Source organism: Burkholderia sp. BE17 (assembly GCF_009362305.1).
GTDB classification, from domain to species: Bacteria; Pseudomonadota; Gammaproteobacteria; order Burkholderiales; family Burkholderiaceae; genus Burkholderia; species Burkholderia pyrrocinia_C.
The window spans coordinates 15,448-40,687 of the sequence record NZ_WHNU01000062.1; the positions used below are offsets into that span (position 1 = coordinate 15,448).

Annotated in this window: 20 protein-coding genes and 1 rRNA gene; 1 reads left to right on the forward strand and 20 read right to left on the reverse strand. The window is 65.8% G+C overall.

Annotated features, from left to right (window positions below):
* Positions 1-10 precede the first annotated feature (10 nt).
* The 17 genes from GD429_RS37000 to coq7 all read right to left on the reverse strand — a co-directional run bounded on the left by GD429_RS37000 (position 11) and on the right by coq7 (position 19,091).
* On the reverse strand, positions 11-517 hold the full coding sequence (locus GD429_RS37000) for a peroxiredoxin (protein ID WP_031398947.1): 507 nt from the start codon (positions 515-517) through the stop codon (positions 11-13).
* A gap of 188 nt (positions 518-705) precedes the next feature.
* A complete protein-coding gene (ftsZ, locus tag GD429_RS37005; protein WP_006477012.1) occupies positions 706-1,902 on the reverse strand; it encodes a cell division protein FtsZ in 1,197 nt (398 codons plus the stop codon).
* A gap of 111 nt (positions 1,903-2,013) precedes the next feature.
* A complete protein-coding gene (ftsA, locus tag GD429_RS37015) occupies positions 2,014-3,246 on the reverse strand; it encodes a cell division protein FtsA (protein WP_034182640.1) in 1,233 nt (410 codons plus the stop codon).
* A 26-nt stretch (positions 3,247-3,272) separates the two neighbouring features.
* Positions 3,273-4,025 (reverse strand): cell division protein FtsQ/DivIB, encoded by a 753-nt coding sequence (locus tag GD429_RS37020; RefSeq protein ID WP_034182639.1) that lies wholly within the window; start codon positions 4,023-4,025, stop codon positions 3,273-3,275.
* 19 nt (positions 4,026-4,044) lie between these two features.
* Positions 4,045-4,986 (reverse strand): D-alanine--D-alanine ligase, encoded by a 942-nt coding sequence (locus GD429_RS37025; RefSeq protein WP_152864761.1) that lies wholly within the window; start codon positions 4,984-4,986, stop codon positions 4,045-4,047.
* 1 nt (position 4,987) lies between these two features.
* Positions 4,988-6,385 carry a UDP-N-acetylmuramate--L-alanine ligase gene (murC, locus tag GD429_RS37030; RefSeq protein WP_152864763.1) on the reverse strand — a complete coding sequence of 466 codons (1,398 nt, stop codon included), beginning with the start codon at positions 6,383-6,385 and terminating at the stop codon, positions 4,988-4,990.
* 79 nt (positions 6,386-6,464) lie between these two features.
* Positions 6,465-7,568, reverse strand: a complete 1,104-nt coding sequence (gene murG / locus GD429_RS37035) for an undecaprenyldiphospho-muramoylpentapeptide beta-N-acetylglucosaminyltransferase (RefSeq protein WP_152864766.1) — start codon at positions 7,566-7,568, stop codon at positions 6,465-6,467.
* Positions 7,565-8,848, reverse strand: coding sequence for a putative lipid II flippase FtsW (ftsW, locus tag GD429_RS37040; RefSeq protein WP_034182635.1), 1,284 nt, complete (start codon positions 8,846-8,848; stop codon positions 7,565-7,567). Before ftsW ends, murG begins: the two co-directional genes overlap by 4 nt.
* A complete protein-coding gene (gene murD / locus GD429_RS37045) occupies positions 8,845-10,356 on the reverse strand; it encodes a UDP-N-acetylmuramoyl-L-alanine--D-glutamate ligase (protein WP_152864768.1) in 1,512 nt (503 codons plus the stop codon). Before murD ends, ftsW begins: the two co-directional genes overlap by 4 nt.
* A 28-nt stretch (positions 10,357-10,384) precedes the next feature.
* Positions 10,385-11,554: a phospho-N-acetylmuramoyl-pentapeptide-transferase gene (mraY, locus tag GD429_RS37050; RefSeq protein ID WP_152864770.1), complete on the reverse strand. Its 1,170-nt coding sequence runs from the start codon at positions 11,552-11,554 to the stop codon at positions 10,385-10,387.
* A 16-nt stretch (positions 11,555-11,570) separates the two neighbouring features.
* On the reverse strand, positions 11,571-12,977 hold the full coding sequence (locus GD429_RS37055) for a UDP-N-acetylmuramoyl-tripeptide--D-alanyl-D-alanine ligase (protein WP_152864772.1): 1,407 nt from the start codon (positions 12,975-12,977) through the stop codon (positions 11,571-11,573).
* A complete protein-coding gene (locus tag GD429_RS37060; RefSeq protein ID WP_152864774.1) occupies positions 12,974-14,512 on the reverse strand; it encodes a UDP-N-acetylmuramoyl-L-alanyl-D-glutamate--2,6-diaminopimelate ligase in 1,539 nt (512 codons plus the stop codon). Before GD429_RS37060 ends, GD429_RS37055 begins: the two co-directional genes overlap by 4 nt.
* Complete coding sequence (locus GD429_RS37065; protein ID WP_152864776.1) at positions 14,509-16,356, reverse strand: peptidoglycan D,D-transpeptidase FtsI family protein; 1,848 nt, start codon at positions 16,354-16,356, stop codon at positions 14,509-14,511. Before GD429_RS37065 ends, GD429_RS37060 begins: the two co-directional genes overlap by 4 nt.
* Positions 16,353-16,688, reverse strand: coding sequence for a cell division protein FtsL (gene ftsL / locus GD429_RS37070; protein ID WP_152864777.1), 336 nt, complete (start codon positions 16,686-16,688; stop codon positions 16,353-16,355). The genes GD429_RS37065 and ftsL overlap by 4 nt, the downstream gene beginning before the upstream one ends.
* Positions 16,685-17,626 carry a 16S rRNA (cytosine(1402)-N(4))-methyltransferase RsmH gene (rsmH, locus tag GD429_RS37075; RefSeq protein WP_152864779.1) on the reverse strand — a complete coding sequence of 314 codons (942 nt, stop codon included), beginning with the start codon at positions 17,624-17,626 and terminating at the stop codon, positions 16,685-16,687. Before rsmH ends, ftsL begins: the two co-directional genes overlap by 4 nt.
* A 23-nt stretch (positions 17,627-17,649) precedes the next feature.
* Complete coding sequence (gene mraZ, locus GD429_RS37080; RefSeq protein WP_006487094.1) at positions 17,650-18,078, reverse strand: division/cell wall cluster transcriptional repressor MraZ; 429 nt, start codon at positions 18,076-18,078, stop codon at positions 17,650-17,652.
* 386 nt (positions 18,079-18,464) lie between these two features.
* Complete coding sequence (coq7, locus tag GD429_RS37085; RefSeq protein WP_152864781.1) at positions 18,465-19,091, reverse strand: 2-polyprenyl-3-methyl-6-methoxy-1,4-benzoquinone monooxygenase; 627 nt, start codon at positions 19,089-19,091, stop codon at positions 18,465-18,467.
* Positions 19,092-19,367: 276 nt separating this feature from the next.
* Here coq7 and GD429_RS37090 point away from each other — a divergent pair, with 276 nt between their 5' ends.
* Complete coding sequence (locus GD429_RS37090; RefSeq protein WP_152864783.1) at positions 19,368-20,525, forward strand: porin; 1,158 nt, start codon at positions 19,368-19,370, stop codon at positions 20,523-20,525.
* 258 nt (positions 20,526-20,783) lie between these two features.
* Here GD429_RS37090 and GD429_RS37095 read toward each other — a convergent pair whose 3' ends face one another.
* The 3 genes from GD429_RS37095 to rrf all read right to left on the reverse strand — a co-directional run bounded on the left by GD429_RS37095 (position 20,784) and on the right by rrf (position 25,237).
* Complete coding sequence (locus tag GD429_RS37095) at positions 20,784-22,457, reverse strand: long-chain fatty acid--CoA ligase (RefSeq protein WP_152864785.1); 1,674 nt, start codon at positions 22,455-22,457, stop codon at positions 20,784-20,786.
* Positions 22,458-22,593: 136 nt separating this feature from the next.
* Positions 22,594-24,669: a molybdopterin-dependent oxidoreductase gene (locus GD429_RS37100; RefSeq protein WP_152864787.1), complete on the reverse strand. Its 2,076-nt coding sequence runs from the start codon at positions 24,667-24,669 to the stop codon at positions 22,594-22,596.
* A 455-nt stretch (positions 24,670-25,124) separates the two neighbouring features.
* Positions 25,125-25,237 (reverse strand): 5S ribosomal RNA (gene rrf, locus GD429_RS37105).
* Positions 25,238-25,240 lie beyond the last annotated feature (3 nt).

The window sequence follows — 25,240 nt, forward strand, 5'->3', positions numbered from 1 at the left end:
CACCGCACGATCAGGACGTCAACGTCGCGAGAACACTCGCCGCATCGCTCACTTCGAATTTGCCCGGCGCCTCGACGGCCAGCGTCTTGACCACACCGCCGTCGATCACCATCGCGTAGCGCAGAGAACGAATTCCCATGCCACGCGCGGACAAATCCTGCGTCAGCCCCAGCGCATGAGTGAAAGCAGCGCTGCCGTCCGCCATCATGCGCACCTTGCCCGCGGTGTGCAGATCACGTCCCCATGCGCCCATCACGAATGCGTCGTTGACGGACACGCACCAGATCTCGTCGATACCCGCCGAGCGCAGTTGCTCGGCGTGTTCGACGTAGCCCGGTACATGCTGCGCCGAGCAGGTCGGCGTGAAAGCGCCCGGCAATCCGAAGATCACCACCCGCTTTCCCGCAACCTGGTCGCGCACGCTGAAGGCATTCGGCCCCAGCGTGCACCCTTCGCGCGCGTCGTCGATGAACTCGAACAACTGCGCGTCGGGCAGCGCGTCGCCCACTTGAATCATGGCTGGTCCCTCATAGCGATACGGTTTTTCAGCGTGTTGCGGACAGCACGGCCCATCCCGTCCCGCCTAAGCGAAGAGGGCACGTTTCCCGGCCCGGCGTCGCATCCGACGCGGCCTGTCGTGGTCCGTAGCATCCGTCACGCCGGCGATACCGCGGCGATTCCGCCGCGGCTTCGCCTGTGTGTGCGTCAGTCAGCCTGCTTGCGCAGGAAAGCCGGGATGTCGTACGTGTCGACACCCTTCTCCTGCAGCGCCTGCACGTGCGATGCCGCGGTTTCGCGCGAGTTGCGCCACACCGCCGGCGTATCGAGCGCGCCGTAGTCGGCCGTGCTGACGTGATGCGGCTGCGCATAGCCGTGCGACACCGCGCTGACCGGCTGGTTGTCCGTACCCGTGCGCAGCAGCGTCATCGGAGCCGACTGCTGCTTCTTCGCAGCACGGCCCAGACCCGTCGCCACGACCGTCACGCGCAACGCATCGCCCATCGCGTCGTCGTACACCGCACCGAAGATCACCGTGGCATCTTCCGCCGCGTAGCTCTTGATCGTGTTCATCACTTCGCGCGTTTCCGACAGGCGCAGCGAACGGCTCGACGTGATGTTGACCAGCACGCCGCGCGCGCCCGACAGATCGACGCCTTCGAGCAGCGGGCTCGCCACGGCCTGTTCCGCCGCGAGGCGTGCGCGATCGACGCCGGCGACCGTCGCCGTGCCCATCATCGCCTTGCCCTGCTCGCCCATCACCGTCTTCACGTCTTCGAAGTCGACGTTCACGAGGCCGTCGACGTTGATGATTTCGGCGATGCCCGCGACCGCGTTGTTCAACACGTCGTCCGCGCACTGGAAGCACTTGTCCATCTCGGCGTCGTCGCCCATCACGTCGAACAGCTTGTCGTTCAGCACGACGATCAGCGAGTCGACGTGATCCTCCAGTTGCTGCGAACCTGCTTCAGCGACGCGCATGCGCTTGCCGCCTTCGAACTCGAACGGCTTGCTGACGACACCGACCGTCAGGATGCCCATCTCTTTCGCGATCTGCGCGACCACCGGTGCCGCGCCCGTGCCCGTACCGCCGCCCATGCCGGCCGTGATGAACACCATGTGCGCGCCGCGCAGTGCGTCGGCGATGCGCTCACGCGCTTCTTCCGCTGCCGCACGGCCCATTTCCGGCTTCGCACCGGCGCCGAGGCCCGTGTTGCCAAGCTGGATCACCGACGATGCGCGCGAACGCGACAGCGCCTGGGCGTCCGTGTTCATCACGATGAAGTCGACGCCCTGCACGCCGCGGTTGATCATGTGCTGTACGGCATTGCCGCCAGCGCCGCCAACGCCGACCACCTTGATGATGGTGCCGTTGGTCTCGGTTTCCAGCATTTCGAATTCCATGTTGCCTCCGTCAAGAGAATGACTGCTAATCGGCCGTTATTCGGCAGGAGATCGGGCAACCCCCTGTCGCGCGCCAGCCGCCGGCACCGGCGCGAATTTCGATTCGGTTCGTCAAAAGTTGCTCAGGAACCATTCCTTCATCCGCGAGAACACCTGCCCCGCGTTGCCGGACTGCACGGCGACCTTGCGGCCGCGCATGCGCTGAGCACTGCCTTCGACGAGCAGCCCCATCGCCGTCGAGTAGCGCGGATTGCGCACGACGTCGGAGAGGCCGCCTGCATACTCCGGCGCGCCGATGCGCACCGGTTTCAGGAAAATGTCTTCGCCGAGCTCGACCATGCCCGGCATCATCGCGGCACCGCCGGTAATGACCACGCCGGAGCTCAGCAGTTCTTCGTAACCCGACTCGCGCACGACCTGCTGCACGAGCGAGAACAGCTCCTCGACGCGCGGCTCGATCACGGCAGCGAGCGCCTGGCGCGACAGCGTGCGCGGGCCGCGCTCGCCGAGGCCCGGCACTTCGACCATCTCGTCCGGATCGGCGAGCGCCTGCTTCGCGATCCCGTAGCCGACCTTGATGTCTTCCGCATCCGGCGTCGGCGTGCGCAACGCCATCGCGATGTCGCTCGTGATCTGGTCGCCGGCGATCGGAATCACCGCGGTATGGCGGATCGCGCCTTCGGCGAAGATCGCGATGTCCGTCGTGCCGCCGCCGACGTCGACCAGCACCACGCCGAGATCCTTCTCGTCTTCCGTCAGCACGGCCAGCGACGACGCGAGCGGCTGCAGGATCAGGTCGTTCACTTCCAGCCCGCAGCGGCGCACGCACTTGACGATGTTCTGCGCGGCGCTCACCGCGCCCGTCACGATGTGCACCTTCACCTCGAGGCGGATACCGCTCATCCCGATCGGCTCGCGCACGTCTTCCTGGCCGTCGATGATGAATTCCTGCGTGAGGATGTGCAGCACCTGCTGGTCGGTCGGGATGTTGATCGCCTTCGCGGTCTCGATCACGCGTGCGACGTCGGTCTGCGTGACTTCCTTGTCCTTGATCGCGACCATCCCGCTCGAGTTGAAGCTGCGGATGTGGCTGCCCGCGATCCCCGTGAACACGTTGGTGATCTTGCAGTCGGCCATCAGCTCGGCTTCCTCGAGCGCGCGCTGGATCGACTGCACGGTGGCCTCGATGTTGACCACCACACCTTTCTTCAGACCCTTCGACTCGCTCTGGCCGAGACCGATCACCTCGTAGTGACCCTCGCCCTTCAGCTCGGCGACGATGGCCACCACCTTCGACGTGCCGATGTCGAGGGAAACCAGCAGATCCTTGTAGTCTTTGCTCATAAAGTGCTCTTGCGTGTGATCTCTCGTTACTTCTTGCGCTTGTCGGTATCGGTCAGGAACCGCATGCCTGCCGCGCGAATCGCGAATCCGTTCGGATAGCGCAGGTCCGCGTACTCGATGTCGTTGCCCCAACGCTCCGTGACGGCCGGCCAGGCCGCGACAAGGCGCTGGCTCCGGTCATGCAGCGTGTCGCTGTTGCGTTCCTTGCCCAGCTCGACCTGCATGCCGTTCGACAGCTTCACCGTCCACGCGTACCGCGCCGACAGCGTCACTTCTTCCGGCGCCGCCTTCAGCGGCGCAAACCATTTCCCGAAGTCGCGATACCGCGTGACGACTTCCTTCGCACTGCCTTCCGGGCCGTCGAACGCCGGCAGTTCCTTGTCCAGTTCGCCCTGGTTCGCGGTGAACAGCTCGCCATCGACGCTCACGAGCTGGTCGCTGCCCCAGGTCCCGAGCGGTTTGTACTCCTCGAGCGTGACAGCCAGCGCATTCGGCCACACCCGGCGCACGCTCGCGTGCCGCACCCACGGCATCTGCTCGAACGCGGCACGCGCCGTGTCGAGATCGACCGTGAAGAAATTGCCCTTCAGCCGGCCGACCACACCCGCGCGCACCGTCGGCGAGTTGATGTGCTCGGTGTCGCCGTCGATCCGGATTTCCCGCAGCGCGAACGTCGGGCGCTGGATCAGCCAGTAGCAGCCGGCCGCCGCCAACACGAGCAGCAGCAGCGCGTACAGCGCGCTGGCGGCAAGGTTGAGTTGGCGAACGTTGTTCCACATACGTCGTTTCGTTCCTGCGTCAGTCGTTGAGCGTGAGCGACAGCACCTTCACGACCAGCTCCGAATAGCCGATGCCGACCGCGCGCGCGGCCTTCGGCGGCAGCGAGTGGTCGGTCATCCCGGGGGCCGTGTTCACTTCCAGGAAATACGCATTGCCGGCCGCGTCGAGCATGAAATCCGCGCGGCCCCAGTCGGTGCAGCCGAGCACGTCGAACGCGCGGCGCGCGATGCGCTTCAGTTCCGCTTCCTGTTCGGCCGGCAGGCCGCACGGAATCAGGTATTGCGTATCGTCGGCGACATATTTCGCGTGGTAGTCGTAGAACTCGCCTGCCGGCACGATCTTGATCAGCGGCAGGTCGAGATCGCCGGCGATGCACGCGGTGTATTCGCCGCCGCCCTCGATGCTCTTCTCGACGATCACGATCTTGTCGTGCGTCGCCGCTTCCTCCAGCGCGGCCGGCAGCGCGTCGGCCGTCTTCACCTTCAGCACCGCGACGCTCGAACCTTCGCTCGCCGGCTTCACGAACAACGGCAGGCCGAGCTTCGCGACGATGTCGGTCGCGCGCGCAGCAAGATCGTCGCCGCGCATCACCGTCTCGAACGGCGGCGTCGGCACGCCCGTCTGCTGCCACACGAGCTTCGTGCGGAACTTGTCGAGGCCAAGCGCCGACCCGAGCACGCCGCTGCCCGTGTAGCGGATCCCGTAGAAATCGAGCGCGCCCTGGATCTGGCCGTTCTCGCCGTAGCCGCCGTGCAGCGCGTTGAACGCGCGCACGAAGCCTTCGTCCTTCAGCGCCGACAGCGGCCGCTCGGCCGGGTCGAACGGATGCGCATCGACGCCCGCGTCACGCAGGCCCTGCAGCACGAGGCGGCCCGAGGTGAGCGACACCTCGCGCTCGGCGGATTCGCCGCCGAACAACACCGCCACCTTGCCGAAACGTTTCGGATCGATCCCGCTCATGTCATGCCTTCTGTTGTGTGTGTTGCACGAGCTTCGCCGGCACGCCGCCGATCGAACCCGCGCCCATCGTGATCACCACGTCGCCGTTCCGCGCGACCTTCGCCAATGCGTCCGGCACGTCGTCGACCGTCGCGACGAACACCGGGTCAACCTTCCCTACCGCGCGCAGCTCGCGCGACAGCGCGTCGCCGTTGGCCGTCGCGATCATGGCCTCGCCGGCCGCGTAGACTTCCGTCAGCACCAGTGCATCGACCGTCGACAGAACGTTGACGAAATCGTCGAAGCAGTCGCGCGTGCGCGTGTAGCGGTGCGGCTGGAATGCCAGCACGAGGCGGCGGCCCGGGAACGCGCCGCGCGCGGCCGCGATCGTCGCGGCCATCTCGACCGGGTGATGGCCGTAGTCGTCGATCAACGTGTACTGGCCGCCGTCCGCGGTCGGCACTTCGCCGTAACGCTGGAATCGCCGGCCGACACCGTTGAATTCCGCCAGCGCCTGCTGGATCGCGTCGTCCGCCACGCCGAGGTCGGTCGCGATCGCGATCGCCGCGAGCGCGTTCTGCACGTTGTGCAGGCCCGGCATGTTCAGCACGACCGCGAGCGGTGCGCGCCCTTCGCGGATCACCGTGAAATACATCCGGCCGTCGCGCGCATCGATGTCTTCCGCGCGCACCTGCGCGTCCGGCGACAGGCCGTAGCGCACGACCGGCTTCGAGATGAACGGGATGATCTGCCGCACGTTCGGATCGTCGACGCACACGACCGCGCTGCCGTAGAACGGCAGGCGCTGCGTGAATTCGATGAACGCCTGCTTAAGCCGCGCGAAATCGTGGCCGTAGGTGTCCATGTGGTCGGCGTCGATGTTCGTGATGACTTCGATCACCGGATACAGGTTCAGGAACGACGCGTCCGACTCGTCGGCCTCGGCGACGATGAAGTCGCCCGTGCCGAGCCGCGCGTTCGCGCCGGCGCTGATCAGCCGCCCGCCGATCACGAAGGTCGGATCGAGGCCGCCCGCCGCGAGCACGCTCGCAACGAGGCTCGTCGTCGTGGTCTTGCCGTGCGTGCCGGCGATCGCGATGCCCTGCTTCAGGCGCATCAGCTCGGCGAGCATCACCGCGCGCTGCACGATCGGCACGCGCTTCGCGCGCGCGGCCAGCACTTCGGGGTTGTCCGAGCGCACGGCCGTCGACACGACGACCGCGTTCGCGCCCTCGATGTTCGCCGCGTCGTGGCCGATCGCGATCCGCGCGCCGAGCGCCTGGAGACGATCGGTCACCGCGTTGCGCGACAGGTCCGAGCCGCTGACCTCGTAGCCGAGGTTGACGAGCACTTCGGCAATGCCGCTCATGCCCGCGCCGCCGATCCCGACGAAATGAATGTGTTTGACGATGTGTTTCATGTCAGCCTCCGCCGGGCCGCCCCAAGGAGGCTGACCGCCCCCTCGGGGGGCAGCGAACGAAGTGAGCGTGGGGGTTGTTTCATTTAAGTATTTCCAGGTTCGCGCCGGCCACCTTCGCGCAAACGCGCGCGACTTCATCGGTGGCCTCCGGCTTCGCCAATGAGCGCGAACGCTCCGCCATGTCCGCGAGCGACGCCCGCGTCTGGCCGCGCAGCCAGTCAGCGAGCAAATCCGCCGACAGGTCGCGTTGTTGCACCAGCACCGCCGCGCCCGCATCGGCGAGGAACGCGGCGTTGGTCGTCTGGTGATCGTCGACCGCATACGGGAACGGCACGAACAGCGCCGCCACGCCCACCGCCGCGATCTCCGACACCGTCATCGCGCCCGAGCGGCAGATCACGAGATCCGCCGCCGCATACGCGGCCGCCATGTCGTCGATGAACGGCACGAGCCGCACGTCTTCGCCGGCCGTGAAACCGGCCGCTTCGTAATTCGCCTTCAACGCGTCGATATGCTTCGCGCCGGCCTGGTGCACGATGCGCGGGCGTTCGCCCGGCGCCAGCAGCGCCAGCGCGCGCGGCACGACTTCGTTCAGCGCGGCCGCGCCGAGGCTGCCGCCGACGACCAGCACGTTCAGCGGGCCGCTGCGCGATGCATAGCGTGCTTTGGGCGCTTCCGTGCGCGCAAGTTCCGTGCGAATCGGGTTGCCGGTCCATTCCGCGTGCGGCAGTGCGCCTGGGAACGCGACGAGCACGCGTTTCGCGAATTTCGCGAGCACCTTGTTCGTCAGGCCCGCGATCGAATTCTGTTCGTGCAGCACGAGCGGACGGCCCGACAGCGCGGTCATCACACCCGCCGGGAACGTGATGTAGCCGCCCATCCCGAGCACGACGTCGGGCCGCACGCGGCGCAGCGCGCCAAGGCTCTGCCAGCACGCGCGCAGCAGGTTGAACGGCAGCGTGAGCTTGGTCTTCAGGCCCTTGCCGCGCAACCCGCCGAACCGCACGTACTCCATCGGAATGCCGTGCTTCGGCACGAGCGTCGCTTCCATCCCGGCCGGATTGCCGAGCCACACGACGCGCCAGCCCGCCGCTTCCATCCGGTGCGCGACCGCGAGCCCCGGAAACACGTGGCCCCCGGTGCCGCCTGCCATCACCATCAGCGTGCGTCGCGACGCGGTCATACCTTCCCTCCCCGCATCAGTACGCGATTTTCATAGTCGACCCGCAGCAGCACCGCGAGCGCGACGCAGTTCAGCAGAATGCCGGAACCGCCATAGCTCACCAGCGGCAGCGTCAGGCCCTTGGTCGGCAGCAGCCCGAGGTTCACGCCCATGTTGATGAACGTCTGCGCGCCGAACCAGATGCCGATGCCCTTCGCCGTCAGCCCGGCGAACGTGCGGTCGAGGGCGAGCGCCTGGCGGCCGATCTCGAACGCGCGGCGCACGATCCAGTAGAACAGCAGGATCACGACCATCACGCCGATGAAACCGAGCTCCTCGCCGATCACCGCGAGGATGAAGTCGGTATGCGCTTCCGGCAGGTAGTTCAGCTTCTCGACGCTGCCTCCGAGGCCGACGCCGAACCATTCGCCGCGGCCGAACGCGATCAGCGAGTGCGTGAGCTGGTAGGCCTTGCCCTGCGCGTAGCGCTCGTCCCACGGATCGAGATACGCGAAGATCCGCTCGCGACGCCACGGCGACAGCCACACGAGCATCGTGAACGTGCCGACCGCCGTCGCGACGAGGCCGCCGAACAGCTTGCCGTTCACGCCGCCGAGGAACAGCACGCCCATCGCGATCGCGGCGATCACCATGAACGCGCCCATGTCCGGCTCGAGCAGCAGCAGCGCGCCGACGAGGCCGACCGCGCAGGCCATCGGCAGGAAGCCCTTCGCGAAGCTCTGCATGTATTCCTGCTTGCGCACCGTGTAGTTCGCCGCATAGATCGTCACCGCGAGCTTCATGACTTCCGAAGGCTGCATGTTCGTGATGCCGAGCGGAATCCAGCGGCGCGCGCCGTTCACGCCCTTGCCGACGTGCGGGATCAGCACGATCACGAGGCTGACGAGCGCGATCAGGAAGAGATGCGGCGCGTACTTGTCCCACGTCGACACCGGCACGCGGAATGCGATCACCGCCGCGATGAACGCGACGACGAGCGACACGCAGTGGCGCATCAGGAACGCGTAATCGTGATACGACGCGTATTTCGGTGAATCCGGCATCGCGATCGACGCCGAATACACCATCACGACGCCGAGCCCGAGCAGCGCGATCGCCACCCACAGCAGCGAATAATCGAAGTCGAGCATCCGCGAGCGGCTCGGACGCACGCCGTTGACGACGCTCGCGAGGCCGCCCGTCGCGGCGCGCGTGGCCGACGCGACGCGACCGCCCGCGGCGTTGCCGCCGGCATCGCGCCGGTCGTTGAAACGGGAGACGAGGCGATCGGACCAGCTCATGGCGTCGCTCCTTTGTCGTTGGCGATTTCGTCGACCGCCGCACGGAACACATCCGCGCGATGGGCGTAGTTCCTGAACATGTCGAGGCTCGCGCACGCGGGCGACAGCAGCACCGCATCGCCCGGCTCCGCCAGGTCGGCCGCCGCGTGCACCGCGCCTTCGAGCGTCGCATGATCGGCGAGCGGCACGCCCGTTTCGGCGAGCGTGTCGCGGATCGCCGGCGCATCGCGGCCGATCAGCATCACCGCGCGGCACCAGCGCGCGACCGGCGCGACCAGCGGCGCGAAATCCTGCCCCTTGCCGTCGCCACCCGCGATCAGCACGATCTTCTGCGCAAGCCCGTCGAGCGCGGCAACCGTCGCACCGACGTTCGTGCCCTTGCTGTCGTCGACGTAGTCGACGTCGTCGATCGTCGCGATCACTTCGACGCGATGCGCTTCGCCTCGGTATTCGCGCAGCGCGTGCAGCAGCGGCGCAGCCGGCAGGTCGATCGCACGCGCCAGCGCGAACGCGGCCAGCGCGTTCGCCGCGTTGTGCAGCCCGCGAATCCGCAGCGCGTCGGCCGGCATCAGGCGCTTCTGCGCGATGTCGGGCGTATGCGCGGCGTCGCGCTTGCGGCGGCGGGTCGGTGCCGCTTCCTCCGGTGCGTCGCGATCGACGGCTTCCACCAGCCATGCGATGCCATTGTCGCGCGACAACCCGTAGTCGCCGTCCTGGGTCGGCTCGTTCAGGCCGAACGTGACCGTGCGCGGCGCATCGGCCACGCCCGCTGCCGGCGCGAACTTCATCACGGCCGCATCGTCGCGGTTCAGCACGCGCGTCGTCGTCGCGCCGAAGATCCGGCCCTTTGCGTGTGCGTACGCGTCGAAGCTGCCATGCCAGTCGAGGTGGTCCTGCGTGATGTTGAGGATCGCGGCCGCATCGGGCGCGAACGTGCGCGCGGTCTCGAGCTGGAAGCTCGACAGTTCGAGCACCCACACGTCGGGCAGCGCCGTTTCGTCGATCGCGTTCGAGAGCCGGTCGAGCATCGCCGGGCTGATGTTGCCCGCGACGGCAACCTTCTTGCCCGCGCGCTGGCACAGCAGGCCCGTGAGGCTCGTCGTCGTGGTCTTGCCGTTGGTGCCCGTGATCGCGAGCACCTTCGGCTGGTAGCCGCTCGTGCCGAGCGCGCGCAGCGCCTGCGCGAAGAATTCCAGCTCGCCCCACACCGCGATCCCGCGCTCGTTCGCGGCCGCGACCAGCGCCGCGAGCGCCGGCTCGAGCGGCGACAGGCCGGGGCTCAGCCCGACGATCTCGACGCCGCCGTCGAGCAGCGCAGGCGTGAATGGCCCGCCGACGAATTCCGCATCGATGCCTTCGGCCTGCAGCGCGGCAAGGTTGGGCGGCGCCTCGCGGGTATCGGCAATTCGCAGCCGGCACCCGTGCCTCGCGCACCATCGCGCGATCGCGAGACCCGATTCCCCGAGCCCCAGTACGAGCACCATCGGCCGTTGCCGATCTCCAAACATCTCGCCAGACATCCTTGTTACCTTTCCTTTACCGCAACTTGAGGGTGGTCAGACCGAACAGGCACAGCATCAGCGTGATGATCCAGAAACGCACCACCACCTGCGTTTCCTTCCAGCCGGACAATTCGAAATGGTGATGCAGCGGCGCCATCTTCAGCAGGCGCCGCCCTTCGCCGTAGCGCTTCTTCGTGTACTTGAACCACGAAACCTGCAGCATCACCGACAGCGTTTCCGCGACGAAGATACCGCCCATGATGAACAGCACGATTTCCTGGCGCACGATCACCGCGACCGTGCCGAGCGCGCCGCCGAGCGCCAGCGCGCCCACGTCGCCCATGAACACCTGCGCGGGGTGCGTGTTGAACCAGAGGAACGCGAGCCCTGCCCCGCCCATTGCCGAACAAAAGATCAGCAGTTCGCCCGCGCCCGGGATGTGCGGGAACAGCAGGTATTTTGAGTACACCGCGCTGCCCATCACGTATGCGAACACCCCGAGCGACGCGCCGACCAGCACGACCGGCATGATCACGAGGCCGTCGAGGCCGTCGGTCAGGTTCACCGCGTTGCTCGCGCCGACGATCACGAAGTAGGTCAGCACGATGAAGCCCCATACGCCGAGCGGATAGCTGATCGACTTCAGGAACGGCAGCATCAGGTCGGCGCGTGCCGGCAGCCCCATCGACAGGCCGCTGCGCACCCACGCCATGAACAGGTCGAACACGCGCACGTTGCTCGCCTCGGACACGCTGAAAGCGAGGTAGACGGCCGCGAACAGACCGATCACCGACTGCCAGAAATACTTCTCGCGCGACGACATCCCACGCGGGTCCTTGTGGACGACCTTGCGGTAATCGTCGACCCAGCCGATCACGCCGAAACCGAACGTGACGAGCATCACGATCCAGATGAAACGGTTCGTCAGGTCGCCCCACAGCAGCGTCGCGACCGCGATGCCGATCAGGATCAGCACGCCGCCCATCGTCGGCGTACCGGACTTGACGAGGTGCGTCTGCGGGCCGTCCTTGCGCACGGCCTGCCCGACCTTCATTTGCGTCAGCTTGCGGATCACCCACGGTCCGCACACGAGCCCGATCCCCAGCGCGGTGATGGTGGCCATCACCGCCCGGAACGTGAGGTACGTGAACAAGCGCAAAAAGCTTGCGTCTCCTTGCAGCCATTGCGCCAGCGCCAGCAGCATGCTTCCTTCCTTCTACTCAGTGGGCAGCGGGCGTCGCGCCCGCCGCGGGTTGGTTCGTCAGCGCGTCGACCACGCGCTCCATCTTCATGTACCGCGAGCCCTTCACGAGCACCGTCGCCTGCGCGCCGTAGCCCGCCGCGAGCAGCGCCGACACGAGCGCGCCGACGTCGTCGAAATGGCGGGCCGTTTCGCCGTACGCAGTACAGGCATCGCGCGATGCATCGCCGAGCGCGAACAGCGCGTCGATCCCGCGCTCGCGCGCATAGGCGCCGATCTCGCGATGGAACGCCGGCCCTTCGTCACCGACTTCGCCCATGTCGCCGATCACCAGCACGCGCGGCGCCGGATGCGCGGCGAGCACGTCGATCGCGGCACGCATCGAATCGGGGTTCGCGTTGTACGTATCGTCGACAACCGTCGCGCCCGCGAGGCTGCCGGCGATCGCCTGCTTCACCTGCAGCCGGCCCTTGACCGGCTCGAACGATTCGAGACCCTGCCTGATCGCCGACAGCGCGACGCCGGCGCCAAGCGCCGCGGCCGTCGCGGCCAGCGCATTGCGCGCGTTGTGCTCGCCGAGCGCACGCAGCCGCACCGTGACGACGCCGGCCGGCGTGTCGATCGCGAGTTCGCCGCCGTGAAGACGGCCCGTGACCTGCGCATCGGTCTGCCGGTCGGCATCGTTCAGCGCGAAATCGAGGATCCGGTTACCCGTCGCCGCGACGCGCCAGATGCCCGCGTACGCATCGTCGGCCGGGAACACCGCGACGCCGTCCGGCGGCAGCGCATGAATCGCGGCCGCATGTTCGAGTGCGACGGCTTCGACCGTCGCCATGAATTCCTGGTGCTCGCGCTGCGCGTTGTTGACGAGCGCGACCGTCGGCGCCGTGAGGCGCGCGAGGATTTCGGTCTCGCCCGGGTGGTTCATCCCGAGCTCGATCACCGCGAGGCGATGCGCGGCCGACAGACGCAGCAGCGTCAGCGGCAGGCCGACGTCGTTGTTCAGGTTGCCGGCCGTCGCGAGCCGCGCGTCGCCACCGACCGCCGCCGCGAAGATCGACGCGATCATTTCCTTGACGGTCGTCTTGCCGTTGCTGCCCGTCACCGCGACGAGCGGCAGCGGGAATCGTTTGCGCCAGCCGTGCGCGAGCGCGCCGAGCGCGGCACGCGTTTCGCCGCCCTCGATCGCCGACATCGCGAGACCCGCCGGCACGTGCGCGACAAGCGCCGCGGCGGCACCGCGCGCGGCGACATCGCCGAGGAAGTCGTGCGCATCGAAGCGCTCGCCCTTCAGCGCGACGAACAGGTCGCCCGGGCCGACCGTGCGGCTGTCCGTCGACACGCGGTCGAACGTGATGCCCGCGTCGCCGTGGACGGTTGCGCCGGGAATCAGGCGGGCGGCTTCGCCGAGACTGAGCATCGTCATTCGCCGCCTCCCTTGCCGTGCGTCGCGCGCGCTGCCAGTGCGAGCCGCGCGTGATCCTGGTCGGAGAACGTACGTTTCTTGCCCATGATTTCCTGCGTCGCCTCGTGGCCCTTGCCGGCCAGCACGACGACATCCTCGCGTGCGGAGCCGCGCACCGCCTGCAGGATCGCGCTCGCGCGATCCTCGATCCGGCGTGCGCGATCGGGCGCGGTCATGCCCGCGACGATCTGGTCGATGATGCGCTGCGGATCTTCGCTGCGCGGGTTGTCGCTCGTGACGACGATTTCGTCGGCGAGCCGTTCCGCGATCGCGCCCATCAGCGGTCGCTTCGTCGCATCGCGATCGCCGCCGCAGCCGAACATGCAGACGAGCCGGCCGCCGCGCGCCGCGGCGATCGGGCGCAGCGCATCGAGCGTCTTCTCGAGCGCGTCGGGCGTGTGTGCGTAGTCGATCACGACGAGCGGTTCGTCGTTCTGCAGCCGGCCGCCAAGCCGCTGCATCCGGCCGTTGACGGACTCGAGCCGTTCGATCTCGGCGAGTGCCGCGTCGAACGGCACGTCGGCCGCGAGCAGCGAGCCGAGCACAGCGAGCAGGTTGCTGACGTTGAACGTGCCGAGCGTGCCGACTTCGACGTCCGCGTCGCCCCACGACGAACGCAGGCGGAATGCCGTGCCGGTCGCGGTGGCGCGCACGTCGATCGCGACCAGTTCGCGATCGGCGTCGGGCGCCTGCGCGTCGCCGATCCCGTACGCGATCGTGCGCACGCGGCCGGCCAGCTTCTCGAGCAGGCGCTGGCCGGCTGCGTCGTCGCGGTTGACGACCGCCGCGCGCAGGCCGCGCCATGCGAACAGCTTCGTCTTCGCGGCCTCGTACGCGTCGAACGTACCGTGATAGTCGAGGTGATCCTGCGTGAGGTTCGTAAATACCGCGATGTCGAATACCGTACCGTTCACGCGCCCCTGGTGCAGTGCGTGCGACGACACTTCCATCGCCACGGCCTTCGCGCCCGCGTCGCGCAACTGCGCAAGGCTGCGCTGCAGTTGCGGCGCGTCGGGTGTCGTGAAGCCCGTCGGCACGAGCTGGCCGGGCATCCCGCTGCCGAGCGTGCCGATCACCGCGCACGGCTGGTGCAGCGCCGTCAGCGCGGCGGCGATCCACTGCGTGCACGAGGTCTTGCCGTTCGTGCCCGTTACGCCCACCGCGAGCAGGCTGTCGCTCGGATCGCCGTACCAGCCGCTGGCGATCTCGCCGGCGAGCTGGTCGAGCGCCGGTATTGCGAGCGCGACGGGCACGGCCGGCGCAGCAGCCAGCCCTTCCGGCTGATACAGCACGGCGGCCGCACCGCGTGCGACGGCGTCGGCAATGAAGGCGCGATTGTCTGCCCCGTCGACCGCATATGCGACAAACACGTCGCCGGCCTTGAGGCCGCGCGTGTCGGCATGCAGTTGTGCCGCGGGGGCCACATGCTGACGCAGCCACGCAAGCGCGGCTGCAATCTGCTGATGCGCCGGATGGGAGCTGCGGGCGGCGCTCATCGAACAACTCCTGGTGAATTACGCGTCGTGCTGGACACGATCATATGCTTCGCACCGCCACCCGCGGCCAGCTTTTGCGGCCCCGTTGCGGCAGGTGCTGCCGGCGAATCGTCAGACACGACGAGCTGCTTGATCGGCATGTTCGGCGGCACGTTCAGCGCACGCATCGTGTCGCCTGCGATCGCCGAGAATACGGGGCCGGACACCTGGCCGCCGAAGTGGCTGCCGGCGGTCGGCTCGTCGACCGACACCGCGACGACGATGCGCGGATTCGGCATCGGCGCCATGCCGACGAACGATGCGCGGTACTTGCGCGTATAGCCATGGCCTTCATGCTTGTACGCGGTACCGCTCTTGCCGCCGACGCGGTAGCCAGGCACCGCCGCATCCGGCGACGTGCCGCCCGGCGCGACCACCGTCTCGAGCATCGCGCGCACTTCGCGCGCGGTGGTCGGGTTGAACACCTGCGTGCCCGCGACCTGCTGGTTGGGGTCGGTCTTGAAAATGGTCACGGGCATCAGCTCGCCGTCGTGCGCGATCGCCGTGTACGCCCGCGCCAGCTGGAACAGCGACACCGACAGGCCGTAGCCGTACGACATCGTCGCCTGCTCGATGCGGCGCCAGCTCTTCCACGGCCGCAGGCGGCCGGCCACCGCGCCGGGGAAGCCGACCTTCGGCGCCTGGCCGAGGCCGATGCTGGTATACATATTCCACATTTCCTCGGGGCGCATCGTCATCGCGATCTTCGTCGCGCCGATGTTGCTCGACTTCTGGATCACGCCGCCGACCGTCAGCGTGCCGAAACCCGCGTCGTCGGTGATCGGCGCGCCGTCGAGCACGAAATGCCCGTTGCCCGTCTCGACGAGCGTGTTCGGCGTCACGCGATGCAGGTCGAGCGCGAGCGACACCGTAAACGGCTTCATGATCGAACCCGGCTCGAACACGTCGGTCATGATCCGGTTGCGCAACTGCTCGCCCGTCATGCGCGAGCGGTCGTTCGGGTTGTACGTCGGGTAGTTGACGAGCGCGAGCACCTCGCCGGTGCGCACGTCGACGACCATCGCCGCACCGGCCTTCGCCTTGAACTTCTCGACGGCGGCCTTCAGGTTCGCGTACGCGATGTACTGGATCTTGCTGTCGATCGACAGGTCGACGTCGGTTCCGTTGTGCGGCGGGATCTGCTCGGCGACGTCCTCGACGATGTGTCCCATCCGGTCCTTGATCACGCGGCGCACGCCCGACGTGCCGGACAGCATCTTCTGGTCGCCCAGCTCGACGCCCTCCTGCCCTTCGTCCTCGACGTTCGTGAAGCCGATCAGGTGCGCGGTGATCTCGCCTTCCGGATAGAAGCGCTTGTATTCGTTGCGCTGGTAGATGCCCGGAATGTCGAGCGCGGCGACCTTGTCCGCGATGTCGATCGGCACCTGGCGCTTTACGTAGACGAAACCCTTGTCTTGCGACAGCTTCACGCGCAGCTCCTTCGACGTCATGCCGAGAAGCTTGCCGAGCTGGTTGACCTTGTCGGCGTCGAGATCGTCCGGCACCGCGTCGGGAATCGCCCAGATCGCGCGCACGGGCAGGCTCGTCGCGAGCACGAGCCCGTTACGGTCGAGGATCTTGCCGCGCGTCGCGGGCAGCTCGAGCGTGCGCTGGTAGCGGCTCTCGCCCTGCTTCTGATAGAACGCGTTGCCGGGCCCCTGGATCCAGAACGCCCGCGCGGCCAGCGCGACGAACGCCATGAACAGCATGAACACGACGAGCTTCGAGCGCCACATCGGCAGGTGCACACCCAGCACGGGACTCGACGTGAATTTCACGTTCTGGCGCTTTTGCGACGGCTTCATCGCGCGCCCCCCTTGCCCGTCGTGTCGGCGGAAGCAGGGATCGGTGCGTCGATCGCCTTCGCGGCGCCCGGCGGCAGCGTCAGGTATTGCGTGCGGCCGGTCGTGATCGGCAGCATCTTCAGCGAATCGTTCGCGAGCTGCTCGATGCGCGACGTCTTCGATAGCGCGCTCTGCTGATATTGAAGCTGCGCGTAATCCTGCTGAAGCTGACGCTCCTGCGACTGCGCGCGCTGCAGCTGGATAAAGATCTGGCGCTGCTGGTTCGTCGAGTTGACGACCGACAGCGCGCAGCCCATCACGATGATCAGCAGGAAGATATTGAAGCGGCTCATGGCGTGATGCGCTCCGCAATGCGCATCACGGCGGACCGGGCGCGCGGATTCGCTGCGACTTCCGCATCACTCGGAAACTGGCGGCTGATGATCTTGAGCGGCGGGCTCGGGAGGTCGACGGCACGGATCGGCAGGCGACGATCGACCGCGGGCGCACTGGCGTGCGCCTGCATGAATCGCTTGACGATCCGGTCCTCGAGTGAATGAAAGCTGATGACCACCAGCCGCCCCCCTTGCTCCAGCAACGACAGTGCCGCGTCTAGTACGACTTGCAGGTCCGCAAGCTCTTGATTGACGTGAATCCGTATAGCCTGAAAGGTGCGGGTTGCCGGATCCTTGCCCTTCTCACGGGTCTTGACGACGTGACCCACGATTTGGGCAAGCTCGCCCGTGGTGTCGAGAGGCCCAAGACGGTCGGACTCTGCCCGGCGAGCAACAAGCGCCTTTGCAATCTGAAAAGCAAACCGTTCTTCCCCATAATCTCGTATCACCTCCGTCAATTCCTGCACCGAAGCCCGCGCGAGCCATTCGGCTGCCGACTCGCCACGCGTCGGATCCATTCGCATGTCCAGCGGACCATCGACGCGGAAGCTGAAGCCGCGCGCCGGATCGTCCACCTGCGGCGAGGACACGCCCAGGTCCAGCAACACACCGGACACCTTCTCGACGCCGCGCGCCGCAAGCGCGTCGCGCATCGAAGCAAAGCTGTCATGCACGATCGAGAAGCGCGCATCCTCGATGCCCTGCGCCGTCTCGATCGCCCTCGGATCCTTGTCGAACGCGATCAACCGCCCGGACGGCGCCAGCCGCGCGAGCACCGCGCGGCTGTGGCCGCCGCGCCCGAACGTGCCGTCGACATAGATGCCGTCCGGCCGCGTCACGAGCGACTCGACCGCTTCGTCCAACAACACTGTCCGATGCTGCAATTCATTTCCCATCGCGGGCGTCTCCGTCACCGCAATCAGAACGTGAAATTCTTCAGCGCGTCGGGCATGCCCTGCGCCATCGCCGCCTGCTCCTTCGCGTTGTAGGTCTGCGAATCCCACAGCTCGAAGTGACTACCCATTCCCAACAACATGACTTCCTTTTCCAGTCCGGCTGCCATGCGCAGCTCGGGCGATACAAGAATCCGGCCCGCGCTATCGAGATCGACGTCCATCGCATTGCCGAGAAAAATTCGCCGCCACCAGTGCGCGTCCATCGGCAGCGCGGCGATCTTGGCGCGGAACACTTCCCATTCGGGGCGCGGAAACAGCAACAGGCAGCCGTCCGGGTGCTTGGTCACAGTCACCCGTCCTTCTGCCTGTCCTTGCAGCGCTTCGCGATAGCGAGCCGGCACCGACATCCGCCCTTTCGCATCGAGCGTCAGCGCCGACGCCCCTTGGAACACTTTCCGCTCTCCCGTTCAGGGCACCGAAGTACCCGACCAATGCTGAGAATTTAGCCGGAATAGCCCGCCAAATCACACAAAAATACACTTTCTCACACTGTCTCCCACTTTAGAGGAAGGGTGTGGCACGGTCAAGGGAGCGGCCCGCTTTTTTGACGAATTTTGTTAGTTAGAACAAGGACTTACGCGCACATGCTCATACGGCCCCTCAATCCAAAAACCGTTATAAATGAATGAGCTAGTGCAACTTGTGAAGGTGATACGTGAGAAAGGCGGGCCAGACTGGCGTACGGAAGGGGCTTTCAGGGGCGGGAAAACGTGGAATAAACGGGCGGTATCGGCGGCGGTGAACCGGGGCGGCGTCACACGCCACCCCGGCGCAAATCTCAGAGATAGTACGCAGTGCTCGTCATGACTTTGGACGCGGCCCGCATCAGCATCCGCGCAGGCAGCGGCAGCTCGATTCCGCCAGCGTCGGTCGCGGCCTTGCCGTGCTTCACCTCGTCGATGCGCATCTGGTCGACGATCGCGCGCGACGCCGTATCGGTCGCCGGCAGCTCCGACATATGGCCTTCCAGGTGACTCTCGACCTGCCGCTCCGTCTCGGCCATGAAACCGAGGCTGACCTTGTCGCCGAGCGTGCCGGCCGCCACGCCGATCGCGAGCGCGCCGGCATACCACAGCGGGTTCAGCAGGCTCGGACGCGAATCGAGCTCTTTCAGGCGATGCGCGGTCCACGCGAGATGGTCCTCCTCCTCGCGCGCGGCCTCCTCGAACATCGCCTTCGCCGACGCCGTGCGCGCGGTGAGTTTCTGCGCCTGGTAGAGCGCCTGCGCGCAGACTTCGCCGACGTGATTCACGCGCATCAGCCCGGCGGCATGCGTCCGCTCCGCGGGCGTCAGCTCGACGTCCGGCGGGCCGGCCGGCGCGGGCACCGGCCGGCTCATCCGGCTAATGCCGGTCAGCGATCGCAGGCCGCGATCGAATTCGCTGATCAGTTCATCCAACACCATCCTGTTCTCCTGGCTGCATGTGCCGCCGCGAGCGGCGAGGGCACGAGTCCGCTGCGTAACCGACTTGATTCTTCAGCGGAAATTGCGGTTAACCCGTGATTTTAACCATTGTTGCATAAAGGAAACATGGCGACCTTGAGCTGCGGCATTTCGCTTTGTGGCAAAAAACGGTTTTGCTACATTACGTGCGACTTCTTGCGAAGTTGATGGGGCCCGTCGACAGAACATAACTATCCGCCCCGCCAAAAAAATTCAGTGATTCTTGGAGATCCGTTAATGAAAAAGTCGCTTCTCGCGCTCGTCGCGCTGGGTGCGTTCGCTGGCGCTGCTCATGCGCAAAGCAGCGTGACGCTTTACGGCATCATCGATGAAGGCCTGCTGTTCAATAACAACGCGGGCGGCAAGCACCTGTACAGCATGGCCAGCGGCGTGATGCAAGGCAGCCGCTTCGGCCTGCGCGGCACCGAAGACCTCGGTGGCGGCCTGAAGGCGATCTTCACCCTCGAAAACGGTTTTGACGTGAACAGCGGCAAGCTCGGTCAGGGCGGCCTGATGTTCGGCCGTCAGGCTTACGTCGGCCTGTCGAGCCAGTACGGTACGGTCACGCTGGGTCGCCAGTACGACTCCGTCGTCGACTTCGTCGGCCCGCTCGAGGCAGGCGACCAGTGGGGCGGCTACATCGCGGCTCACCCGGGCGACCTCGACAACTTCAACAACGCCTATCGCGTGAACAACGCGGTCAAGTTCACGAGCCCGTCGTACGGCGGCTTCACGTTCGGCGGCTTGTACAGCTTCGGCGGCCAGGCAGGCCAGTTCTCGAAGAACCAGGTCTGGTCGCTCGGCGCAGGCTACAACAACGGCCCGCTGGTCTTGGGTGTCGGCTACTTGAACGCACGCACGCCGGGCAACTTCGGCGGCATGTTCAACAACGGCTCGACGGCTGCGACGACGGCAGTATCGTCGCCGGTCTACGGCGCATACGCGAACAACGCGAACACGTACCAGGTTATCGGTGCAGGCGGCGCTTACACGTTCGGCGCAGCGACGATCGGCGCGACGTACTCGAACACGAAGTTCAAGGGCTTCTCGGTCGGTCCGTTCGTGGACCAGACCGCGACGTTCAACAACGGCGAAATCAACTTCAAGTATCAGCTGACCCCGGCGCTGATTCTCGGCGCAGCGTACGACTACACGCAAGGCAGCAAGATCGACGGCAACTCGGCAGCCAAGTACCACCAGGGCTCGCTGGGCGTCGACTACTTCCTGTCGAAGCGCACCGACGTCTACGTGATTGGCGTGTACCAGCACGCATCGGGCAACGCGCTCGACGCGAAAGGCAATGTCGTTCAGGCAACGGCAGCGATCAACGGTCTCGCAGGTTCGAGCACCAGCAACCAGGTCGCAGCACGCGTCGGCATCCGTCACAAGTTCTAATCAGCTTGCCTGACAAGCCGCAGCATATTGAAGGCGCCTTCGGGCGCCTTTTTCTTTGCCGGTGTGGCGGCAAGACCGGAACGCGGCGGATCGGCCGGTCATGCAGCACGCGTCGCCGCGGCTCCGTTCCCGTCCGCTGCGTCGAAACACACGGCCAGACGCCGTGACGCCGCGGGAATCAAGCCTCGTCCAATCCGCGCTCGCGCCGAAAACAAAAAAAGCCCGGCACAAGCCGGGCTCTTCCGCTCAACCGCGACGTTACGCGCGTCCGTCGCGCAGCTCGCGCCGCAGGATCTTGCCGACGTTCGTTTTCGGCAGCTCCGTGCGGAACTCGACCAGTTTCGGCCGCTTGTAACCCGTGAGCCGCTCCTTGCAGTAAGCAAGGATGTCCTTGTCGGTAAGCGCCGGGTCTTTCTTTACGATGAACAGCTTCACCGCTTCGCCGGAATGCTCGTCCGGCACGCCGACGGCCGCCACCTCGAACACGCCCGGATGCGACGCCACCACGTCCTCGACTTCGTTCGGATACACGTTGAAGCCCGACACGAGAATCATGTCCTTCTTCCGGTCGACGATCTTCACGTAACCGCGCGCATCCATCACGCCGACGTCGCCCGTCTTGAAGAAGCCGTCCGGGAACATGACCTTCGCGGTCTCGTCCGGCCGGTTCCAGTAGCCGGCCATCACCTGCGGCCCGCGGATGCAGATCTCGCCCGGCTCGCCGAGCGCGACGTCGTTACCGGCGTCGTCGCGAATCGCCACTTCGGTCGACGGCAGCGGCAGGCCGATCGTCCCGCTGTATTCGGTCGCCGTCACCGGGTTGCAGGTCGCCACCGGCGACGTTTCGGACAGCCCGTATCCTTCGATGATCGCGGTATGGGTCTTTTCATACCAGCGCTTCGCGACGCCCTCCTGGATCGCCATGCCGCCGCCGTTGGCGATCACGAGCTTGGACAGGTCGAGCTGACTGAATTCGGGATGGTTCAGCAGTGCGTTGTACAGCGTATTGACGGCCGGAATCGTCGAGATCTGGTAGCCCTTCAGCTCCTTGATCATCCCGGCGATATCGCGCGGGTTCGGGATCAGGATGCCCATCCCGCCCGTGCGCATCGTCAGGAAACCGCAGACGGTCAGCGCGAACACGTGATACAGCGGCAACGCAACAACCGTCACGAACTGTTTCACCTCCGGATACTTCTCATGAGCCGGGTGGTGCCAGGCGCCGGCCTGCAGCACGTTCGACACGATATTCCGGTGCAGCAGCGTCGCGCCCTTCGCGACGCCGGTCGTACCGCCCGTGTATTGCAGGAACGCGACGTCGTCGGGGCCGATCTTCTGCGGCTTGAACACCTGCCGCGCACCTTCCGACAGCGCGGCCTTGAAGCGCGTGAACGACGGCAACTGCCACGCAGGCACCATCTTCTTCACATTGCGCACGACGTAATTGACGAGCCATCCCTTGATGCCCAGCAAGTCGCCCATCGATGCGACGACGACATGCTTGACGGCCGTATTGGCGATGACGGCCTGCAGCGTCGACACGAAATTCTCGAGGATGACGATCGCCTCGGCGCCACAGTCCTTCAACTGATGTTCGAGCTCGCGCGGCGTGTAGAGCGGATTGACGTTGACGACGGTGTAGCCGGCGCGCAGTACCGCGGCGATCGCCACCGGGTACTGCAGCACGTTCGGCATCATGATCGCGACTCGCGCACCGCGCGCGAGACCGCGGGATTGCAGCCACGCGCCGAATTGGCGCGACAGCTTGTCGAGTTCGCCGTACGTGATGCCCTTGCCCATGCAGACGAACGCCGTGCGGTCGCGATATTGCCGGAAGCTTTCGTCGAGGAGGTCCGGGACAGACGGATAAGGAGATGCGTCAATTTCGGCTGGAACGCCGGGTGGGTACGATTTCAGCCAAATTTTGTCCATACTGCGCGTCTCCTCACAGATTTTCGAATGGTCGTGCTAAAACGCATCGTAGCGGCTCGCCCGTCCCGAGACAACAGGGTTAGATGTCCACTTCGAACTTCCGCGAAAAATCGTCTGATCATACGGGAATATTCGATCAAATTCGCTCAACGTCCACAAGACAATCGTAAAACGTCGCCGAATTGCCGAGATCGGTCAGCGCCTGGCTCGTCACTTCGTTTGCGTTCCTGCCGTCCGGCGACAGCTTCTTCCACCAGATCGACAACCCGACAACGAGCCCCGCACGTGCGCGATCGGTAATTCTCGCGAGCGCCTGCATCGATCCGCGGTCGTTGAAGATGCGTACGATGTCGCCCTCCGAAATGCCGCGCGCATCGGCGTCGGCTGGGTGGATGTCGAGATGCGGCTCGCCTTCCGTGGTGCGCAGGCTGTCGACGTTCACGAACGTGCTGTTCAGGAAGTGGCGCGCCGGCGGCGAAATCATCGCGAGCGGATAGCGCGCGGCGAGCTCGGGTGCGGCCTCGGCCGACTCGAACGGCGGCAGGTAGTCGGGAACGGGGTCCATGCCCATCTGCTCGAGTCGCGGGCTGTAGAACTCGCACTTGCCGGACGGCGTGCGGAAACCGCCATTCGCGAACGGCGCGTCCGGCAGCTTCAACTTCAGCCAGCCGTCCCGCTTCAACGTCTCCCAGTCGCTGTCGAGCGCAGGATCGTCCCACCGGAGCGACGCGCGCGCGACCTCTTCGTCGCTGTGATAAAGCGCGGGTTCGTCGAGCCCCATGCTGCGCGCGATGCCGCGAAAGATCTCCGTGTTCGGCCGCGCGTCTCCGACCGGTGGAATCGACGGCAGGTTTGCCATCACGTAGGTGTGGCCGTACGATTTGTGGATGTCCAGGTGCTCCAGCTGCGTGGTCGCCGGCAGCACAATGTCGGCGAAATCGACGGTATCGGTCTTGAAATGCTCGAGAACGACCGTGAACAGATCGTCGCGCGCAAACCCTGCTGCAACCTTCGAGGAATCCGGCGCGACTGCCACCGGATTCGAGTTGTACACGATCACCGCCTCAACCTTGGGCCCGAACGTTGCGTCACCCGCGTGCAACAGCGCATCGCCGATCGCGTTCATGTTGATGATGCGCGGCAGCTCGTGCGGCCAACCCGGCATCAAATCCGGGCGCAGCAGTGCCTGCTGGTTGACCGGTGCGGATTCCGACGACGAGAGCAACAGCCCGCCAGCCCGATCCCGCCACGCCCCTGTCAGCGCCGGCAGGCTCGCAATCGCGCGCACGGCGTTACCACCGCCGCGGACGCGCTGCATGCCGTAGTTGAGGCGAATCGACGCCCTGCGGGTCGCACCGTAACGACGAGCAAGGTCGATCAGCTCCGACGCGTCGATGCCGCAGATCTGCGCGACGCGTTCGGGCGGATAAGACATCGCCCGCGCCTTGAGCGCGTCAAAGCCGAGCGTATGGCTGGCGATGTAGTCGTGATCGAGCAGGTCTTCGGTAATCAGCACGTGCATCATGCCGAGCGCAAAGGCGCCGTCGGTACCCGGCTTCAACGCGATGTGCTGATGGCACTTCTCCGCTGTCAGCGAACGATACGGGTCGATCGCGACAAGACGGGCGCCACGGCGCTTCGCTTCTTGCGCACGCGTCCAGAAGTGCAGGCTCGACGCGATCGGGTTCGCGCCCCAGATCAGAATCAGCTCGCTTTCCTCGAAATGCTCGAGGTGCATGCCGAGGCTACCGCCATACGTGTAACGCAGCCCCGCTGCACCGGCGGCCGCGCAGATCGCGCGTTCGAGCCGCGATGCGCCGAGCTTGTGGAAGAACCGCTGGGCGATGCCCTCGCCCTGCACGAGCCCCATCGTCCCCGCGTAGCTGTACGGCACGATCGCTTCGGGTTCGCGCGCGGCGATTTCACCGAGGCGACGACCGATCTCGTCGAACGCTTCGCTCCAGCTGATCGGTGCGAAACGCCCCTCCCCCTTCGCGCCGACACGCTTGAGCGGGACCGTGAGGCGATCGGGATGATGAACCCGATCGGCATATCGGCTGACCTTCGTGCACAACACGCCCTGCGTCGGCGGATGGTCGGGATCGCCCGTGACCTTGATCGCCTTGCCATTCTCGACGGTCACACGCATGGCGCACGTGTCCGGACAATCGTGCGGGCAAACGGCCCGGGTTACCTGTGTGGCGACGTTCATCGTTTTGAATGCAGAGATGGGGATTCGCAAATTTTACGTGGACACGCCAGATAACGCGCTTGTTTCGTACGGATCTTGGGTTGTTTGACCGAAGAGCGATTGCGGGAGCGGAGGGGCTTTAGCGGCTATGCGCGTCGCTTGCAGAGGGAGAACTGTGTGGCCTGCTTCCCATTCGACGTGGTCGATGGAAAATTGATCACGCGCGACCGCGGCTGTCGATACGTGGGGCGGAGGGAACTGCAACTTTGATCGAAGATGCAACCAATAAGCCGGTGAATCGCTAAAGATATCGGCCATTGAGAGAATGCAGCACTGCAATTGGGCGCGTGGGAAGGTCGACTTGGCGCCTTCGGTGCTCCGGTTCCGACCCGCTGCCACAGGCTTAGGCGGCCTGCATTTTGTCCGCGCCAATGCAAAAACCCCCGCCTTTCGGGCGGGGGTTTCTGGCTTAGGGAGCCTGACGATTACCTACTTTCACACGGGAATCCGCACTATCATCGGCGTAGAGTCGTTTCACGGTCCTGTTCGGGATGGGAAGGGGTGGGACCGACTCGCTATGGTCATCAGGCAA

Coding starts and splice junctions, on each gene's coding strand:
- GD429_RS37000 (WP_031398947.1), bottom strand. CDS start 517: ATGATTCAAGTGGGCGACGCGCTGCCCGACGCGCAGTTGTTCGAGTTC.
- ftsZ (WP_006477012.1), bottom strand. CDS start 1,902: ATGGAATTCGAAATGCTGGAAACCGAGACCAACGGCACCATCATCAAG.
- ftsA (WP_034182640.1), bottom strand. CDS start 3,246: ATGAGCAAAGACTACAAGGATCTGCTGGTTTCCCTCGACATCGGCACG.
- GD429_RS37020 (WP_034182639.1), bottom strand. CDS start 4,025: ATGTGGAACAACGTTCGCCAACTCAACCTTGCCGCCAGCGCGCTGTAC.
- GD429_RS37025 (WP_152864761.1), bottom strand. CDS start 4,986: ATGAGCGGGATCGATCCGAAACGTTTCGGCAAGGTGGCGGTGTTGTTC.
- murC (WP_152864763.1), bottom strand. CDS start 6,385: ATGAAACACATCGTCAAACACATTCATTTCGTCGGGATCGGCGGCGCG.
- murG (WP_152864766.1), bottom strand. CDS start 7,568: ATGACCGCGTCGCGACGCACGCTGATGGTGATGGCAGGCGGCACCGGG.
- ftsW (WP_034182635.1), bottom strand. CDS start 8,848: ATGAGCTGGTCCGATCGCCTCGTCTCCCGTTTCAACGACCGGCGCGAT.
- murD (WP_152864768.1), bottom strand. CDS start 10,356: ATGTTTGGAGATCGGCAACGGCCGATGGTGCTCGTACTGGGGCTCGGG.
- mraY (WP_152864770.1), bottom strand. CDS start 11,554: ATGCTGCTGGCGCTGGCGCAATGGCTGCAAGGAGACGCAAGCTTTTTG.
- GD429_RS37055 (WP_152864772.1), bottom strand. CDS start 12,977: ATGACGATGCTCAGTCTCGGCGAAGCCGCCCGCCTGATTCCCGGCGCA.
- GD429_RS37060 (WP_152864774.1), bottom strand. CDS start 14,512: ATGAGCGCCGCCCGCAGCTCCCATCCGGCGCATCAGCAGATTGCAGCC.
- GD429_RS37065 (WP_152864776.1), bottom strand. CDS start 16,356: ATGAAGCCGTCGCAAAAGCGCCAGAACGTGAAATTCACGTCGAGTCCC.
- ftsL (WP_152864777.1), bottom strand. CDS start 16,688: ATGAGCCGCTTCAATATCTTCCTGCTGATCATCGTGATGGGCTGCGCG.
- rsmH (WP_152864779.1), bottom strand. CDS start 17,626: ATGGGAAATGAATTGCAGCATCGGACAGTGTTGTTGGACGAAGCGGTC.
- coq7 (WP_152864781.1), bottom strand. CDS start 19,091: ATGGTGTTGGATGAACTGATCAGCGAATTCGATCGCGGCCTGCGATCG.
- GD429_RS37090 (WP_152864783.1), top strand. CDS start 19,368: ATGAAAAAGTCGCTTCTCGCGCTCGTCGCGCTGGGTGCGTTCGCTGGC.
- GD429_RS37095 (WP_152864785.1), bottom strand. CDS start 22,457: ATGGACAAAATTTGGCTGAAATCGTACCCACCCGGCGTTCCAGCCGAA.
- GD429_RS37100 (WP_152864787.1), bottom strand. CDS start 24,669: ATGAACGTCGCCACACAGGTAACCCGGGCCGTTTGCCCGCACGATTGT.